This is a genomic window from Acinetobacter sp. 1000160, assembly GCF_000588715.1.
GTDB lineage: Bacteria > Pseudomonadota > Gammaproteobacteria > Pseudomonadales > Moraxellaceae > Acinetobacter > Acinetobacter courvalinii.
Genome location: NZ_JFWP02000005.1, coordinates 150919 through 167607 on the forward strand (window position 1 = coordinate 150919; position 16689 = coordinate 167607).

General features: G+C 44.5%; 19 protein-coding genes. 10 read left to right on the top strand and 9 right to left on the bottom strand.

The genetic code is table 11. The features are described 5' to 3' along the window. The first annotated feature begins 338 nt into the window (after positions 1-338). Positions 339-1391 carry an MBL fold metallo-hydrolase gene (locus J699_RS06550; protein WP_005226589.1) on the top strand — a complete coding sequence of 351 codons (1053 nt, stop codon included), beginning with the start codon at positions 339-341 and terminating at the stop codon, positions 1389-1391. On the opposite strand, the gene J699_RS06545 is transcribed toward J699_RS06550, so the two are convergent. From J699_RS06545 to J699_RS06535, 3 genes are all read right to left on the bottom strand, one after another. Next, positions 1345-1791: a DoxX-like family protein gene (locus J699_RS06545; protein WP_032870692.1), complete on the bottom strand. Its 447-nt coding sequence runs from the start codon at positions 1789-1791 to the stop codon at positions 1345-1347. The two genes, J699_RS06550 and J699_RS06545, sit on opposite strands and share 47 nt — an antisense overlap. Beyond that, positions 1788-2228: a thiol-disulfide oxidoreductase DCC family protein gene (locus J699_RS06540; RefSeq protein ID WP_032870695.1), complete on the bottom strand. Its 441-nt coding sequence runs from the start codon at positions 2226-2228 to the stop codon at positions 1788-1790. The genes J699_RS06545 and J699_RS06540 overlap by 4 nt, the downstream gene beginning before the upstream one ends. A gap of 93 nt (positions 2229-2321) precedes the next feature. Further along, positions 2322-3842 (bottom strand): catalase, encoded by a 1521-nt coding sequence (locus tag J699_RS06535; RefSeq protein WP_005280689.1) that lies wholly within the window; start codon positions 3840-3842, stop codon positions 2322-2324. 566 nt (positions 3843-4408) lie between these two features. Here J699_RS06535 and J699_RS19940 point away from each other — a divergent pair. Together J699_RS19940 and J699_RS06530 are read left to right on the top strand one after the other, a co-directional pair. Continuing rightward, a complete protein-coding gene (locus J699_RS19940; protein ID WP_416202139.1) occupies positions 4409-4519 on the top strand; it encodes a hypothetical protein in 111 nt (36 codons plus the stop codon). Beyond that, positions 4503-4892: a hypothetical protein gene (locus J699_RS06530; protein WP_416202140.1), complete on the top strand. Its 390-nt coding sequence runs from the start codon at positions 4503-4505 to the stop codon at positions 4890-4892. Before J699_RS19940 ends, J699_RS06530 begins: the two co-directional genes overlap by 17 nt. A 73-nt stretch (positions 4893-4965) precedes the next feature. Here the strand turns inward: J699_RS06530 and ptsP are convergent, their stop codons facing one another. Both ptsP and J699_RS06520 read right to left on the bottom strand, forming a co-directional pair. Next, positions 4966-7260 (bottom strand): phosphoenolpyruvate--protein phosphotransferase, encoded by a 2295-nt coding sequence (ptsP, locus tag J699_RS06525; protein ID WP_005226596.1) that lies wholly within the window; start codon positions 7258-7260, stop codon positions 4966-4968. A gap of 93 nt (positions 7261-7353) precedes the next feature. Next, positions 7354-7830 (bottom strand): RNA pyrophosphohydrolase, encoded by a 477-nt coding sequence (locus J699_RS06520; protein ID WP_004656060.1) that lies wholly within the window; start codon positions 7828-7830, stop codon positions 7354-7356. A gap of 183 nt (positions 7831-8013) precedes the next feature. Here J699_RS06520 and J699_RS06515 point away from each other — a divergent pair, with 183 nt between their 5' ends. Next, the gene (locus J699_RS06515) at positions 8014-8664 is read left to right on the top strand and encodes an HAD family hydrolase (RefSeq protein WP_032870702.1); all 651 of its coding nucleotides are present in this window, start codon (positions 8014-8016) and stop codon (positions 8662-8664) included. Between the two features lie 100 nt (positions 8665-8764). Here the strand turns inward: J699_RS06515 and J699_RS06510 are convergent, their stop codons facing one another. Both J699_RS06510 and J699_RS06505 read right to left on the bottom strand, forming a co-directional pair. Beyond that, positions 8765-9628 carry a LysR family transcriptional regulator gene (locus tag J699_RS06510; RefSeq protein ID WP_005226598.1) on the bottom strand — a complete coding sequence of 288 codons (864 nt, stop codon included), beginning with the start codon at positions 9626-9628 and terminating at the stop codon, positions 8765-8767. Between the two features lie 54 nt (positions 9629-9682). Continuing rightward, positions 9683-9889, bottom strand: a complete 207-nt coding sequence (locus tag J699_RS06505; protein ID WP_005226599.1) for a DUF2061 domain-containing protein — start codon at positions 9887-9889, stop codon at positions 9683-9685. Between the two features lie 344 nt (positions 9890-10233). Here J699_RS06505 and leuC point away from each other — a divergent pair, with 344 nt between their 5' ends. The 4 genes from leuC (at position 10234) to leuB (ending at position 14155) form a co-directional block, all read left to right on the top strand. Further along, a complete protein-coding gene (gene leuC, locus J699_RS06500; RefSeq protein ID WP_009514128.1) occupies positions 10234-11652 on the top strand; it encodes a 3-isopropylmalate dehydratase large subunit in 1419 nt (472 codons plus the stop codon). 12 nt (positions 11653-11664) lie between these two features. After that, positions 11665-12315, top strand: coding sequence for a 3-isopropylmalate dehydratase small subunit (gene leuD, locus J699_RS06495; protein WP_032870706.1), 651 nt, complete (start codon positions 11665-11667; stop codon positions 12313-12315). A 135-nt stretch (positions 12316-12450) separates the two neighbouring features. Further along, the gene (locus tag J699_RS06490; protein ID WP_005226601.1) at positions 12451-13029 is read left to right on the top strand and encodes a hypothetical protein; all 579 of its coding nucleotides are present in this window, start codon (positions 12451-12453) and stop codon (positions 13027-13029) included. A 46-nt stretch (positions 13030-13075) separates the two neighbouring features. Then, complete coding sequence (leuB, locus tag J699_RS06485) at positions 13076-14155, top strand: 3-isopropylmalate dehydrogenase (protein ID WP_005280680.1); 1080 nt, start codon at positions 13076-13078, stop codon at positions 14153-14155. Positions 14156-14207: 52 nt separating this feature from the next. Here leuB and J699_RS06480 read toward each other — a convergent pair whose 3' ends face one another. Then, positions 14208-14618, bottom strand: a complete 411-nt coding sequence (locus J699_RS06480; protein ID WP_032870708.1) for a hypothetical protein — start codon at positions 14616-14618, stop codon at positions 14208-14210. Between the two features lie 151 nt (positions 14619-14769). On the opposite strand from J699_RS06480, the gene J699_RS06475 reads away from it, so the two are divergent. After that, a complete protein-coding gene (locus tag J699_RS06475; protein ID WP_032870787.1) occupies positions 14770-15141 on the top strand; it encodes a lysozyme inhibitor LprI family protein in 372 nt (123 codons plus the stop codon). Positions 15142-15204: 63 nt separating this feature from the next. Here the strand turns inward: J699_RS06475 and infA are convergent, their stop codons facing one another. Continuing rightward, complete coding sequence (gene infA, locus J699_RS06470) at positions 15205-15426, bottom strand: translation initiation factor IF-1 (protein WP_001284370.1); 222 nt, start codon at positions 15424-15426, stop codon at positions 15205-15207. Between the two features lie 230 nt (positions 15427-15656). Here infA and J699_RS06465 point away from each other — a divergent pair, with 230 nt between their 5' ends. Then, positions 15657-16664 carry an AraC family transcriptional regulator gene (locus tag J699_RS06465; protein ID WP_005226611.1) on the top strand — a complete coding sequence of 336 codons (1008 nt, stop codon included), beginning with the start codon at positions 15657-15659 and terminating at the stop codon, positions 16662-16664. The last annotated feature ends 25 nt before the right edge of the window (positions 16665-16689 follow it).

Consider the following 16689-nt stretch of genomic DNA (forward strand, 5'->3'; position numbering starts at 1 on the left):
AAAAAGCCGACTTGTTCGGCTTTTTTATTTTGTCATCCCGATGAATCTTCAATCCAAGACAGAAAAACGTGTTGCAAAAACGTCTGGTTTAACCTTTCACTACAATTGTCACTGAGCCTTATTAGTTCAGTAAAATTGTGTTGACTCAGCTCTAGAAAATCAGCATAACTGAATACCTTATGTTAGGATCAAGGTCCGATTATGCTGTAATGAAATGTGCTCGCTCTAGTCAAAAAATCATGATGATTTAAAACGCGATAACATTGAAAACACGCCGTAATCTCAGGGATATAACATAATGGACCTCATGCGATTAGATTCCACCACAGAAGAAGTACATGAAAGATAAGCCGACATTAACCTATCAATTGCCGACACAATCTTGCTTGAGTCATACTTGGGTGAAACCGCCGTTTCCACATGAGGCTTCTGATCATTGCGGCATAGACCGGTTCTATAATTTGCAGAAACCGTTAACCCCGTTTGATCGTAAAGGGCTATTAAAGTGGCTGGCGACCCGTCAGTCCTATACCTGGAATGTTGATCGTGTTCATGAGTCCAATTTACGCAACCAAATGCTGGAATTGCCCCAAAACCGACCACATGCCGACTTAAATGACTGGCAAATCTGGTTTGTGGGACACGCCACAATTTTAATTCAAATCGGCCCTTATAATTTCCTCACCGATCCGGTCTGGTCTGAATATGCCAGCCCGAAACAGGGCAATGGACCACGCCGTGTCTGTCCAGCAGGTATTGCACTGGAACATCTTCCGACCATTCACGGGGTCTTGCTCAGTCATAATCATTATGACCATATGGATCTGGCGACGCTGGATTGGTTACATCAGAAATTTGAAATGCCGATTTATACCGGTTTAGGCAATGGCTATTATCTGCCGAAACATCTGCATGTGATTGAAATGGATTGGTGGCAGGAAATTCCGTTTCATGATGAGTTAAAGATTGCCTATACGCCTGCACAACATACTTCCGGACGAGGCGTGCGCGATCAGAATCGTGCCTTGTGGGGCGGTTTTTCTGTGCTTGCCAAGACTGGTCACTGTTTTTTTGCAGGGGATACCGGTTATTCAGGGCATTTCAAGCAAATCCATGAGCGCTATGGCGATGCCAGAATTGCCTTATTACCGATCGGGGCTTATGAACCGCGGATGTTGATGCGTTATGTGCATATGAATCCACAAGATGCCTTTCAGGCACATTTAGACTTGCATGCGCATCGCTCACTGGCGATTCATTACCGTACCTTCCAGTTGACAGATGAAGAGCGCGATTCGCCTGAACATGAATTGCAGCATGCCATGAAATCTTCTTCGAAACTGGTCAATCCTTTCTATTGCATTCGCGAAGGGCACTTTTTAAGGGCTTAGCATCAGCATCAGCATCGGCATTCAGACACCAGATTGCAATCAGGGAAAGACTGGCTAGCGCAATATTCATGACCACAGGATTAAACGCTTGGTAAAGCTGATTCGGGTCAATGAATAGAATAAAAATAAATAACCCGGTCAAACTCACGATACTGAGCCAGTGTAAACAGGGATGTTTGATGAACAGAAACAGAACACCAAAAATGACTTCACTGATTCCGGATAGCATGACCAGCCATCCTATATAGAAATGAGCTATCGGTAATTGTTGCCAAATGGCTTGTTCAGTCGGTGACTGAAAAATCAGTTTAGGAATTAGGCCTTGATAGATCCAAAGCAAGGCAATCATCGACTGACAAAATTTTAAAATCCTGTGGATGGTCGGGTGACGCTGCTTCATCTCAAGACATCATCCTGAAGGAAATGTTGCTGAATATCCGCAGTCACCACATAACATTGTTCAGTTTTACCAAACAGATCATAGCGATTTAATGCAATGCGCCGATAAGCAAAATCACGGAGGGTTTTAGGAACAAGGCGGGCATATTTTAAGCTGCTATAAGGAAAATCCAGTCGCTGAATAATACGCAAAAAGGCCGTCGATTCTGTATAACATTGACCTTTTTCCAGCAATAGCATGGTTTCAAAATGATCGGTCGGGAAGTGGTAATACTTTAACAATTGCTGACCAAGACTGGATTGTACCGACACCAGTTTGAATTGACAGCGTCGATCATGTTTGATCATAAAATCTGCCCAGGCTGAACAGAGTACACATACCGCATCGAACAGGATGATGTTATGGTTTTGAATCAGGTGTTGTAAAGGTTTTAACATATTTATTCTTCTTATCCAGTGTTGAATAAATTGTCCCTCAAAGGCATTAAAAAAGCCATCCGAAGATGGCTTTTTTATTAAGTATTTGCTGGCTTAGAGAAAGCTTGGTAAATGACGCGCCGGATCAGTTTCACGTGCAGCTTGTGCATCAGCAACGGTCATGCCCAATGCTTTCGCAACCCCTTCACCGTAGGCCGGGTGGCAAGCGTAGCAATTACGGATATGACGATACTTGATAAAGTCCAAAGCATCGCCCATGGCACGTGCTGTATTGCCAAATAATGCATCTTGTTGCTCTGGTGTCATCAGTTCGAACAAGGCACGTGGCTGACTGAAGTAATCATTGTCATCTTCACGGTAATCCCAGAAATCGGCATCACCATTAATTTTCAATGGTGGCTCTTTATACTGAGCTTGCTCTTGCCACTGACCGAAGCTGTTTGGCTCGTAGTGCGGTAAACCCCCATAGTTGGCATCGATACGGCCTTGACCGTCGCGGTGATTACTATGTACAGGGCAGCGTGCCGCATTGACTGGAATTTGCTGGTAGTTCACACCTAAACGGTAGCGTTGTGCATCGGCATAGTTGAATAAACGTGCCTGCAACATACGGTCGGGTGAAGCACTGATGCCTGGCACCAGATTGCTTGGTGCAAAAGCAGATTGCTCTACATCAAGGAAGAAGTTTTCAGGATTACGGTTCAGTTCAAACTCACCCACTTCAATTAACGGATAATCGCCGTGTGGCCATACTTTGGTTAAATCAAACGGATGATATGGGACTTTTTCAGCATCTTGTTCTGGCATAACCTGAACAAAAAGGGTCCATTTTGGATAGTCTTTACGTTCAATGGCATCGAATAAATCACGTTGATGGCTTTCACGATCCTGACCCACCAGCTCGCCTGCTTCTGCATCCGTCAGATTTTGAATACCTTGTTGGGTTCTGAAGTGGAATTTCACCCAGAAACGCTCATTGGCGGCATTAATGAAGCTATAAGTATGGCTACTAAAACCATGCATATGACGGTAGCTTGAAGGGATACCGCGGTCTGACATGACGATGGTGACCTGGTGTAATGCTTCTGGCAATAACGTCCAGAAATCCCAGTTATTGGTGGCACTACGCAGGTTAGTTTTCGGGTCACGTTTGACTGCTTTGTTTAAATCCGGGAATTTACGTGGATCACGCAAGAAGAAGACCGGGGTGTTATTCCCGACCATATCCCAGTTACCTTCTTCGGTATAGAATTTCAGGGCAAAACCACGAATGTCACGTTCTGCATCTGCTGCACCACGTTCACCGGCAACGGTGGTAAAACGGGCAAACATTTCAGTTTTTTTGCCGATTTCGCTAAAGATTTTAGCGCGGGTATATTGGGTAATATCATGGGTAACGGTGAAAGTACCAAATGCACCAGAACCTTTGGCATGCATGCGGCGCTCAGGAATCACTTCACGGACAAAGTTGGCAAGTTTTTCGTTTAGCCATAAGTCCTGGGCTAATAATGGTCCTCGCGCACCCGCGGTCATACTGTTCTGGTTATCGACAACTGGCGCACCAAAATCAGTGGTGAGGTGGCTATAAGGACATTTTTTTTCGTCTTGGCTCATGTTCTATCTCCATCAAGAGGACCTGTAAGTGAGGTCATCTCAATCATTTGACCGTTCAAAGATATGAATGCTTCGCTGGGACATATACAAATTGGGTATCAAAATTTCAGATGCCTAAGTAAGATTTGCAATGAATCAGTTCAGCCTTTGTATTTTTACTCTAGGTTGATGAAAGCTTTTTTTCCAATGGATTAAAGTTGATGTCATAAATGCTTTATTCGATTGAAGCTGTTTATAGCTTAAGCTTGAGCTGAGTGTTTGTAGATATAAAAATTGTTAAAAAAACAAGAAAGCTTATGAAAAATATAAGTTTTATTATAATTTATTGTTGGTATTTCAATGAATGCACGGCCTCGAAACAAGAAATGAAAAATGGCGATAGTTGAGACAGGAATTGGAGCAATGGCCTGTTGCAGTTATGTAATATAGCATTGAGCTGCAAAAAAACTGCATACTCATCAAGACTTGCGTGCTCATGCTTAAGCGAATTTTCGGATTGAGAGAACTGAATCAGGCGATTGGGTTGAAAATATGTAAGTGAACATGATTTTAATGCAGGGCATGCTATGTTTGAGTTCTTTCTTGATGAGATAAAAAACAATGAAAAAAATAGTCACTGGTCTTGGTTTATCTTTAACTGTACTGACAGGTTGTACGGCCATGCCGCAGGATACTGAACTTAAAGCCAATCAAGCCATACCCTTGACTGTTGAGTTTGTGGGAGCAGGCAACCATGCGGTGCAGCCGCAACAGGGCACAATCAGCTTATATGCTGTGGAAAGTCGTATGGCCGATGTGCCTGCGACATTGATTGAGAAAAAGACAGTGCAAGTCTCTCAAGTCCCTTTCCGGGTTGAATTTATCATTCCAGCAGACCATCGTCAGCGTATTCAGCCACAGGTCCGTGATGATGCCGAAGTGAGCTATTATGTGACCTGGCAATCAGACAGCAAGAATTTAACGGGTAAAGATGCGATTGCGATTGATTATGACCGTCAATTTCCGAAGGTGAGTCTGGGGCAAGGAAAGCAACAGGTTTATTTAAAATAAGCTGACTTATCCATAAAAAAAGAGCGACGCTTGCCAGAAGGTCGCTCTTTTTTATAGGCAGTGTATGCACTGTTTACACACTGACCAGACGATTCGATTTCACCATATCGGCAAGACCATGGGTTCTGAAATAGTGTTCCAGCCAGCTTTTAATCACCAGCGGATTGTTCATTTTCAGCACATCTTCCAGCAGTTTTTTGGCATCACTCATCGGCACATGGCAAATGGCTTTGCGGACACGCAAAATATTGCTGGAACTCATCGAGAGCGTGTTGAAGCCCATAGCCATCAATAAAATCGCAGACAATGGATCACCCGCCATTTCACCACAGACACTGACCGGCTTTTGGTGGGTATGGCAGTCTTCAGCCAGACGTTTCAAGGCACGTAGTATCGATGGGTGGAAGTGTGAATAGACGTTGGCAACATGTGGATTATTACGATCCACCGCCAGTAAGTACTGGGTCAAATCATTCGAACCCACCGAGAAGAAATCGACCAGTTCGGCAAACTCATCAATTTGCAGTAACACGCTTGGAACTTCGACCATGATCCCGATTTTCGGCTTGGTGATCTTGACCTGTTCTTCTTCCTGTACCGCTACCCAGTCACGCTCAAGCAGATACAGCACCTCTTCCACTTCACTGACACTGGTCACCATCGGCAGCAGGATATGCAGGTTATTCAGGCCAATACTGGCTTTGAGCATGGCACGGATTTGCGCAGAGAAAATCTCAGGATGATCCAGTGTAAAACGCAGTCCACGCCAGCCCAGCGCCGAGTTTTCTTCTTCAATACTGAAATACGGCAAGTCTTTATCCGCACCAATATCCAGGGTACGCATAATCACCGGTTTATTGGCAAAGTGGCTGAGCTGCTGACGATAGATGGCACGTTGTTCTTCTTCGCCGGGGAAGCGCTCACGTAGCATGAAGGGAATCTCGCTACGGTATAAGCCTACACCTTTGGCACCGCGCTGAACGCCACGCACCACATCAATCATTAAACCGGTATTGACGAATAACGGGATAGAGATGCCATCAGGCGTGATCGCATCTTTGGTTTCATATTGCTTTAGATCTTTGGCGATCTGTTCTTCTTCTTTTTGGACTTCTTTATAACGTTGGCGTAAACGACGCGGTGGATTGACAAAGACGCGACCTTGATAGGCGTCGACAATCATTTCAATGTCATCCAGTGTGGTGATTGGTAACTCGGTTACACCGACTACAGTTGGAATGCCCAAGGCACGTGCCACAATCACCATATGCGAATTGGCAGCGCCTTCAGAAGTGACAATCGCCGCAATATTATCTACTGGTAATTCTACCAACGCGGCGGTACTGATTTCTTCACCAATCAGGATGCTGTCAGGACTGAGTTCACGATGGCTGGAATCCGCTTCCTGCAAGCAGGCAAGAATGCGACGGCCCAGATCTTTGAGATCGGAAACCCGTTCACGCAGGTAGTCATCTTCCATTTGCGCAAATAGCGCCACATGCTTATCAATGACTTTACGTACTGCGCCCTGGGCCCAGCTTCCAGCACGAATATGGTCTTTTATTTCATTGGGTAAGGCATTTTCATCCAGCATGCGTAAGAACACACTAAATAACGCGCGTTCTTCGGACATGAGGGAGTCTTGCATTTTTTCATCTAAAGACTGGATTTCTTGACGCACCGAGGCAATGGCCTGATCCAGCAAATCCAGTTCTTCGCTGATATCTTCTGCTTCACGATCTGGAATGGCAGCCAGATCGGCAGGCGGGTAGAGCACGATGGCACGACCTAGTGCAATACCACCGGCCCCTGAAACGCCCTGAAAGGTCTTATAGGTTGAACCAGTGCTTGGCTTGCGGAATACATCAATATTGCCGACCGCATGGGCATGGGCGATCACACCAGAAAGCTGTGCACATAGCGTTACTAAAAAGGATTCGGCAGCTTCGCTAAAGTCCTGGGATTCCTTATTCTGAACCACCAGTACGCCCATTACCTTACGGCGATACATCACCGGAACGCCAAGGAATGAGTTAAACAGTTCTTCGCCAGTTTCTGGTAAATAGGCGAAACGGTCATGCTTTGGCGCATTATCGAGGTTCACGATCTCTTCGCGTTGCCCGACCAGACCAACCAGACCTTCACCAATATTCAGGGAAACATTGCCGACGGCTTCTGGTTTGAGGCCTTTGGATGCCATCAGCACATAGCGACGATTGCGTTCATCCAGCAAATAAATCGAGCAGACATCCACATGCATGGCTTCGGCCACATGATTGACCATAATGTCCAAAGAATCATGCAAACTGACGGACGCATTGATTTCTTGCACAATGCGTCTAAGGGTGTCGAGCTGCATGTTTGACATGGATGTTTACTCCAGTTTATTGAATCGTTATAGGCCTAGTTATAACAGCTCTCTTGTCAAAAATCATTGCTTAAAATGATGATTTTATGACAATTAACGCTGAGGTAGTTGTAAACATAATTCCATCATGGCTTTACGGTAAACATCACGTTTGAAGTTGACCACTTGACCCAATGGGTACCAGTAACTCACCCATTGCCATTCATCGAACTCGGGTGGGTCTGACAGGTTTAACTGAATATGATGAGGCGAGGCCGTTAACTTCAGTAAAAACCATTTTTGCTTTTGTCCAATACATACCGGATCTGAATCTGACCGAATGTACCGATGTGGCAAACGATAACGCAGCCAACCTTTTGTTTGCGCTATAATCTGGACGTGTTCGGGCAATAAACCGACTTCTTCTCTCAGTTCACGAAAAAGTGCCTGTTCAGGGGTTTCACCAAATTGGATCCCTCCTTGTGGAAATTGCCAAGCATTGTGACCAATGCGTTTTGCCCATAAAACCTGTCCATCATCGTTTGCCAAAATGATCCCGACGTTGGGTCGGAAACCTTCTGAGTCGATCATTTGGCTACCTAAATTTTATCTATATCGTTGACTTTGATCTCGGGGACAGACTATCTTCCATGTCCAACTCGAAAAAGGTCAAAGTAAAATGTTTAAATTGCTATGATCTTAACGAATTTTTAGTGACTTACGGAAATAGATTTACGTTTTTTTTCTTTAATTTGCATTTAAATGAGCATTTATATGAAATTGGCTTTGTTTGATTTAGATCATACCCTATTAAATACCGATTCTGACCATTCCTGGGGTGAATTTCTGGTCAGTGAAGCGTTGGTTGATCCAGTCCATCATCGTCAAATGAATGACAAGTTTTATGAAGACTATAAAGCCGGGCAACTGGATCCGATTGCCTATAATGAATTTGTGTTTGAATTTCTTACCCAACATGACAATAATTATTTAACTGAATTACATCAGTTGTTTATGCAAAAAATCATTCGTCCACAGATGCGTCCAAAAGGATTTGAGGCGATTAAAAAGCATCAGGATCTAGGCCATGCCATTGTGGGGATTACCGCGACCAGTGATTTTATTACCGCGCCGATTTTCCGGGAATTTGGTATTACCGAAATTATTGCCACCAGTGCTGAAGTTGTTGATGGTAAATACACAGGCAAGGTCACTGGAATCCCATGTTATCAACAAGGCAAGCTGGCCCGTCTGGATCAATGGCTGGCTGGACGTACGGTGGATGAGTCTTGGGCTTATTCAGATTCGATCAATGACCGTTTCTTGCTGGAATACGCGACCCATGCGATTGCAGTCAATCCAGATGAGCGTTTAGAAAAACTGGCGCAAGCGCAGGCTTGGGACATTCAGGACTGGTCAATCTAAAACCTCCTTATCTGTGTCTGTTTTGCAGACAATAAAAAAACCTCCTAGCTGTGGAGGTTTTTTTATATTACGAATGTTTCTACAGCAAAGGATGGATTACTTATCCTACCTGCATCATCCGAATCAGCTCCTCAGCCGCCTTAGACTGGATACGGGCTGGATGCCAGACCATACCCAACTGACGTTGCATATCTAGCTGTAAATCCAGTTGTTTTAAATCCTGATTGACCAGTGTCTTGGGCAAAACGGACCAGCCTAAACCGATTGAAACCAACATGCGGATGGACTCTAACGGATTGTTGCTCATGGTGATTTTGGGCTTGAGATTATTCTTTTCAAATTCTGCCAAGGTAATCTGGCTGGTATAGGTTTGTGCGGCTGGTAATAAGCTCGGGTAAGCAATCAGGTCTTCGAGCTTGAGCTGGGTTTGCTGTGCCAAGGGATGGAAGGGGGCGGCCACAAATACCAACGGATCATTCCAGATGGTGACATAGTTGAGTCGATCATCCCCAACTGGAGGTAGGGTTAAAAAGGCCAGTTCCAGTTCACCTGCCAGCACCTGTTCATGCGCCTGTTCAGAATCGACAAAATGCACATCGAGAGTGACTTGGGGAAAATGCTGCACAAAGTTTTTAAGTGGCTCGGCCAGATGATGTAAACCGATATGGTGACTGGTGCCAATCTTGAGACGACCTTGTACCTGCGCCTGCTCATGGCTCAAGGTATGGTGAATCTCTCCCAGATTATTCAGCCAGCTTTGAACTTTGGGCAAAAGTGAGTGTGCCGCATGGGTCGGTTGAATGCCCCGGCCTGCGGATTCAAAGAGCTTGACGCCAAAGTAGTCTTCAAGACTATGAATCCGTTTGGTGACTGCAGGCTGGGTAATAAATAATTGTTCTGCTGCAATAGAAATGGAACCGGTTTCCATCACTTTTACAAATGCTTCAAAAGCTGCGAGGTTCATACACGCCTATCCAGAGGGAGATTTTAAATTGGTTTTATGTGCAATTTTTTTGAATTAGAAATAATTCCAGACTTTCTCATGAAAGAAAAAAGCGAAGGCTTGTACGGTCGGTTCGATTAAACTCAACGTTGCTGCCATCATCAGATTCCCTGTAATGACATAGGCAACCATCATCGCCACACTAATATGCATAATGTAATAACTCAAGGTTTTTTTCAAAGTCCGCCGATTGTTGAGTACAAATTGTTGGATATTGGCCATTGTCGTCACCCGAATAAATCTCTATTTAATTAAATAATAATCATTATCATTTAAAATGTAAAAAAGAAATTTCAATTTATGACGATTGTTTTTATAAATAGAATGAAGATTCACTTAAATTTGATCAAAAAAACCAGTATTAACGTTAAGATAAGACCGGATCAGATTGATTTGGCATGCTTTTCATTGAACAAGCACAATCTTGAACTTGGCAGAAATTTATCATTCCAAAAAGTTTTTTAATTTATAAAAATGATAAATTAGATTTATGTGAAGCAGTTGCTATAATCAATTCAAGATAAAAAATACCCAGTCCGATGGCAAGCACGATGGAGAGCGACGACATGGCAGGCAAAACTTTGTACGACAAATTGTGGGATGACCATTTAGTAAAACAACGTGATGATGGTTCTAGCCTGATTTATATTGATCGTCATTTATTGCATGAAGTCACCAGTCCTCAGGCATTTGAAGGCTTACAACTTGCCGGACGCCAGCCGTGGCGTTTAAGTGCCAACGTCGCAACCCCTGACCATAACGTACCGACTTCTAAAAAAGAGCGTGAACAGGGGATTGCCGGCATTGAGGATGATACCTCGCGTATCCAGGTTCAGACGTTAGACGATAACTGTAAAACATTTAATATCGTTGAATTCGGTATTAATGACATTCGCCAAGGCATCGCCCACGTGGTTGGCCCAGAGCAGGGTTTGACTTTACCGGGTATGACCGTCGTGTGTGGTGACTCGCATACCGCAACGCATGGTGCCTTTGGTTGCTTGGCACATGGTATCGGGACTTCAGAAGTTGAACATGTCTTGGCAACACAATGCTTGGTACAGAAGAAATCAAAAAACATGTTGGTACGTGTCGATGGCGTATTGGGCAAGGGGGTGACCTCTAAAGATGTGGTCTTGGCGATTATCGGCAAGATTGGTACTGCAGGCGGTACAGGTTATGCCATCGAGTTTGGTGGTCAGGTATTCCGTGACATGTCAATCGAAGGCCGCATGACGGTATGTAATATGGCGATTGAAGCGGGTGCACGTGTAGGCATGGTGGCTGTTGATGACAAAACCATTGCCTATGTCAAAGACCGTAACTATGCCCCAACAGGCGAACAGTGGGATCAGGCGGTTGAGTACTGGAATACTTTGCATTCAGACGAAGATGCTGTATTTGATGCGGTAGTGGTATTGAACGGTGCCGAGATTGAACCGCAAGTGTCTTGGGGCACCTCACCGGAGATGGTGATCCCGGTGACACAAGCCGTGCCGACTTTAGAGCAAGCTAAAGATGAGGTGCAACGCAATGACTGGACCCGTGCTTATCAATATATGGGTTTAACCGCTGGACAAGCCTTGGCTGATATCCAGTTGGATCGCGTCTTTATCGGTTCGTGTACCAATTCGCGGATTGAAGATATCCGTGCTGCTGCCGACGTGGTAAAAGGTCGTAAAGTGGCGGCGAGTATCAAGCAGGCCATGATCGTTCCGGGTTCTGGCTTGGTGAAACAGCAGGCGGAACAGGAAGGGTTGGATCAGATTTTCTTGGAAGCGGGCTTTGAATGGCGTGAACCAGGTTGTTCAATGTGCTTGGCGATGAATGCTGATAAATTGCAACCGGGTGAGCATTGTGCCTCGACTTCAAACCGTAACTTTGAAGGCCGTCAAGGCAATGGTGGACGTACCCATTTGGTCAGTCCGGCGATGGCGGCTGCGGCAGCAATTGCAGGCCATTTTGTTGATGTTCGTTCATTCTAAGGGAGCAGAATCATGAAAAAATATACTGTAGAGCAAGGTATTGTTGCACCTTTAGATCGTGCCAATGTCGATACCGACTTGATTATTCCAAAACAGTTTTTGAAATCAATCAAACGGACAGGTTTTGGTGACAATTTATTTGATGAATTGCGCTATCTGGATGAAGGCTATTTGGGACAGGACATTAGCAAGCGTCCAAAAAATCCTGATTTCGTGTTAAACAAGCCGCGTTATCAAGGTTCGAGCATCTTATTGGCACGGACCAATTTCGGTTGTGGCTCAAGTCGTGAGCATGCGCCGTGGGCTTTGAGTGAATATGGCTTCCGTACCGTGATTGCGCCAAGCTTTGCCGATATTTTCTTTAATAACTGCTTTAAAAATGGCATGTTGCCTGTAATCTTGTCTGAACAGATTGTGGATCAGTTATTTAAGGAATGTGCTGAAACCGAAGGTTATCAGTTAACCATTGATTTGGATGCACAGGAAGTTCGTACGCCATCAAGTCAGGCATTTAAATTTGAAGTTGATCCATTCCGTAAACATTGTTTATTGAATGGTCTGGATGATATCGGCTTAACCTTACAGGTTGCAGAGGATATTCGTGCCTATGAAGCGAAAGCCAAACAGGCGCGTCCTTGGGTGTTTCAGGACATTCAGGCTTAAGTTGAGTGGATGAAATTACACTTCGTCTTGGACATTTTTAACATAGCCATAGCGCAGACATTGAACTCTTGTTAACATGCTAGCGACTAATTTTTTGCTTCCATGTTAACAAGGCATGAGGACTGGGCTTGAATAATGAGAAGAAGACTCGCTCGCAGTATTTTACTGTGTCTATGTGTTGGTACGACCTTAACCGCGTGTCAAAATGCACCGAACGTGGTCGATCAGGTTCGTATTGCACAGAACATGCTGGAAAGTAAGGCGGACAACACAACTTTATATTGTTCGGGCGTTGAGAATTGTGAGTTTGAACGAATCGGAGATATTGCCGTGATCGATGCAAAGACTCACCGGATCAGCCAGCAGGCGATGGGACGGGGGATTGTACGATTGCATGGTTCGGTATTCAGCCGAAAACAGCAGGTGTATTTAAGTGTACCTGCCAAGCAATATGAAGTGGTTATTCGTTTCTATCCTATTTCTCCAGATCGCGCAGAAACTTTCCATGTCATTCATGCGTTCAAACCGCATGTGCGCTATACCTTTAAAATGTATCGAGACAGAACACATCGCTCATCGGGCAGTTTACTCAACGTTTCTGTACCTGATCCGCTATGTGTAGATTTACAGCAAGAGCAACATACCATTCGCCGTTTCTGTCGTCCTTTTGACGTGAGTACAGGTCTGGGCGAGTTTGTTGAGAAAAAGGTTTAATCGGCTCGCAGTGGCAACACTGCTTATATGAAAACTGGAAAAGTAGATGTCTAAACATATTTTAATTTTAGCGGGTGATGGCATTGGTCCTGAAATCGTAGCTGCAGCAGAACAGGTTTTAACCAAGGTCAATGATAAATTTAATCTAGGTTTGACATGGGAACATGGTTTACTGGGCGGCTCAGCCATTGATGCACATGGCGAGCCGTATCCGGCTGTGACCAGTGAACAGGCAAAACAAGCCGATGCCATTCTACTGGGGGCGGTGGGTGGACCTAAATGGGACACGATCGAGCGCGCAATCCGTCCTGAACGTGGTTTATTGAAAATCCGTAGTGAATTAAATTTATTCGCCAACCTACGTCCAGCCATTCTATATCCGCAATTGGCCGATGCTTCGAGTTTGAAGCCAGAAATTGTAGCGGGTCTGGATATTCTCATCGTTCGTGAATTAACTGGCGGGATTTATTTTGGTCAGCCGCGTGGTATTCGTGAACTGGAAAATGGTGAGAAACAGGGTTATAACACTGACGTTTACTCAGAAAGCGAAATCAAGCGTATTGCTAAGGTTGCTTTCGAACTGGCAGGATTACGCGGCGGCAAAGTATGTTCGGTCGATAAAGCCAACGTACTTGAAGTGACTGAGTTGTGGAAGCAAACGGTGACTGATTTACAGCAAGCCCACTATTCAAATATCCAGTTATCGCACATGTATGTGGATAATGCCGCGATGCAGCTGGTGCGTGCACCAAAGCAATTTGATGTCATCGTCACCGGTAACCTATTCGGTGATATTTTGTCTGACGAAGCAGCGATGTTGACGGGATCAATCGGCATGTTGCCTTCGGCTTCTCTAGATGAAAATGGCAAAGGCATGTATGAACCGTGCCATGGCTCTGCACCTGATATCGCAGGACAGAACATTGCCAATCCATTGGCGACGGTACTGTCCGTTGCGATGATGTTGCGTTATACCTTCCGTGAAGAAGCCGCTGCAAAAGCGATTGAAGATGCGGTCGGTCAGGTGCTGGATCAAGGTTTACGTACCGCTGATATTATGTCTGAAGGCATGACCAAAGTGGGTACGGATGCGATGGGTGCAGCGGTTGTTTCAGCGCTGAACTAAGTGGTATTGCAAGTAAAAACGCAGCAATGGCTGCGTTTTTTTATGGTGGAAATTAGCAGGCCTTACCTTCATAACGGATAGCACGGGCGATTTGCTGCGGATCCAGCTCGAAAATAATATGACAATAGAAATTCACGTCATAAGATTGCTGACTGGTTGAGATCGATCCTAATCGTACTGAGCCACTGGTCGGTGAGCTCGGATCTCCATAAGCCTGTGCAATCGGAACGGGAATATTAATCGGACGAAGTACAGTAAAAACCAAACTTTCTTTGCTTCGTTGGGGTTGTTTTAAGGTCTGGAAGCCTAAACTTCGCAAGTTCAGGTTCTGCTGGATCTGGTCGGCGGATTGGCCCACATAGGGCTGTAAATAGTCTTGCAGTTGCACGGATTGCCATCCTGAGGTTGCACATCCTGATAAGCCCAGCATGAAAGCGGTCAGATAGAGTTTATAATTTGCCATGTTATTTTCCTGAATGATTCGGCATCCTTTCTGTGCTCATCATAGCGTGGATAAAGACAAAAATGTACAAACTTGTCTACTTTTGGGTAATATTAAACAGCGTCAAAATATGCTTAGATGGGCCCGAAAGTTAAAAGATGTGGAAAGTTTCATGCACAGGTTGATATTCGGATTGATAGGTAGTGTGATGGCGACACTAAGTTATGCGGATAATTGTGATAAAACACGTGATGGTTATGATGATGTTTTCTGTACCAATAAAGTCTATCTGAGTGCAGATACGGACTTAAATAAAAACTATCAGCTATTACGCAAATACCTGAATGAAACCCAACAAAAAATTTTGAAGAAATCCCAGCTGGCATGGATCCGTTATCGCGATGTCGAGTGTAGTGAGGACCTGCAGAGCGCGGCGAATATTCAATGTCGTTTAAGCATGACCCAAGAGCGCAACAACTGGCTACAAGAGCGCCTGCGTGAATGTGAAGCGGGCGCATGTAAGACCACGCGTTTGAGTGAGTAAACAAATCCCCGGATATAAAAAAAGCCACATCAAATGTGGCTTTTTTGCATTCACTAATCTGACTTAGCGTGCACGATAAGTGATACGACCCTTGGTTAAATCATAAGGTGTCATTTCAACTTTTACACTGTCACCTGTCAAAATACGAATATAGTGTTTACGCATTTTACCAGAAATGTGAGCAATAACTTCGTGACCGTTTTCTAAACGTACACGGAACATCGTATTAGGAAGCGTTTCGGTGACAACGCCTTCGAACTCAATGAGTTCCTCTTTATTGGCCATAGCCTACCTGATGATCAAATTGGGAAGGCGCAAATTATAGTCAATTTATTTAAAATTTACAAGATCAAGTCGCGGTAAGGCTGTCACATATTAACCGAAAGAAACTGTCGGACAATTTAGGATTTTTTTTAACAAAATAAGCAGAATATTGTTGTCAGTTTGGTCAATCAACGTTAATCTAAAATTGTTGTTCATTGTCATAATAACGTATCTACAGGGAAGGGCACTGCGTGGGTCAGCTAACAGATGCATCAGTTGTATTGCGCTTTGGTTATCAGGCAATTCGTAAAGCAGGATTACCAACCGAAGAGATTTTAACAAAAGCCGGCGTGGCGCTAAATCAGGTTGATACCAATGCGAGAACGCCCCTAAGTGCACAAAATGCCTTCTGGATTGCGGCACAGGACGTGAGCAAGGATCCGGATATCGGATTGCACCTTGGTGAGCATTTGCCTTTGTACCGTGGTCAGGTGATTGAACACCTTTTTATCAGTAGTGAAACTTTTGGCGAAGGATTAAAGCGCGCTTTAGCCTACCAGCGTCTGATTAGTGATGCCTTTGATGCCAAGCTGATTATTGAAGATGGCCGCTGCTATTTGACCAATGGCGAACAGTTCTGGCCAGATAATTTGGTCAATCGCCATTTTTCCGAATGTGCCATGTCCGGCATTTTACGTTTCTTTAAATTTATTACCGAAGGGCAGTTTGAGCCAATCTACATTGATTTTAATTTCAGTGAAGGTGCTGCTGATGATGAATATTTCAGGGTCTATGGTTGCCCAGTCAGCTTAGGACAAAAAGAAACACGTCTTTATTTTGATGCTGCAGTATTGGACTATCCATTGTGGCAAGCTGAGCCAGAATTATTGCAATTGCATGAGCAACTGGCGATTGAAAAATTACAGGAACTGGCGCGATACGATCTGGTCGGTGAAGTGCGCCGTGCCATTGGCTCAACCTTGGAAAGTGGTGAAACGACACTGGAAACGGTTGCTGCACAATTGAATATCACACCGCGTCGCTTAAGAACGCAATTGAGTGAAGCCAATACCAGCTTCCAGCAAATTCTTTCAGACTATCGCTGTCGTCTGGCTAAAAAACTTTTGGCAAATACCAGTGAAAGTGTGGAACGTATTGTATATTTAACCGGTTTTTCTGAGCCTAGTACGTTTTATCGGGCGTTTAAGCGCTGGACCAATGAAACACCTGTTGAATATCGTAAGCGTAAACAGCGTTAATCTTGTTCAGATAAAAAAAGCCTGG